This window comes from Shewanella sp. AS16 (assembly GCF_021412365.1).
Classification (GTDB): domain Bacteria; phylum Pseudomonadota; class Gammaproteobacteria; order Enterobacterales; family Shewanellaceae; genus Shewanella; species Shewanella salipaludis.
On record NZ_JAKCLK010000502.1, the window covers coordinates 1 to 254 of the forward strand.

The 254-nt window shown below is 50.8% G+C and carries 1 pseudogene; it reads left to right on the plus strand.

Annotation, left to right across the window (positions count from 1 at the left end):
* Positions 1 to 127: pseudogene (locus LZP73_RS21275) on the plus strand (transposase); the annotation flags it as partial.
* Between the last annotated feature and the right edge of the window lie 127 nt (positions 128 to 254).

The following is a 254-nucleotide window of genomic DNA, read 5'->3' on the forward strand; positions in this document are numbered from 1 at the left end:
GCGTCGTACCTGGCGTAAACTGCATCTGGCGGTGGATGCCGCCACACATGAAGTGATAGCTGCCGAGGTCAGCTTGGAAAGTGTGGCCGACAATGAGGTCTTGCCTACCTTATTGAATCCGCTGAGATGTAGTGGTCAACCTTTTTTGGCCACGGTTTTATACGCAAGCCAGAACCTTCTCTCCGACTCACTTGGTGTCAGACCGCCATTATATTGATGCGGCCTGACCTGGCTGTAATATCCAACGATATATT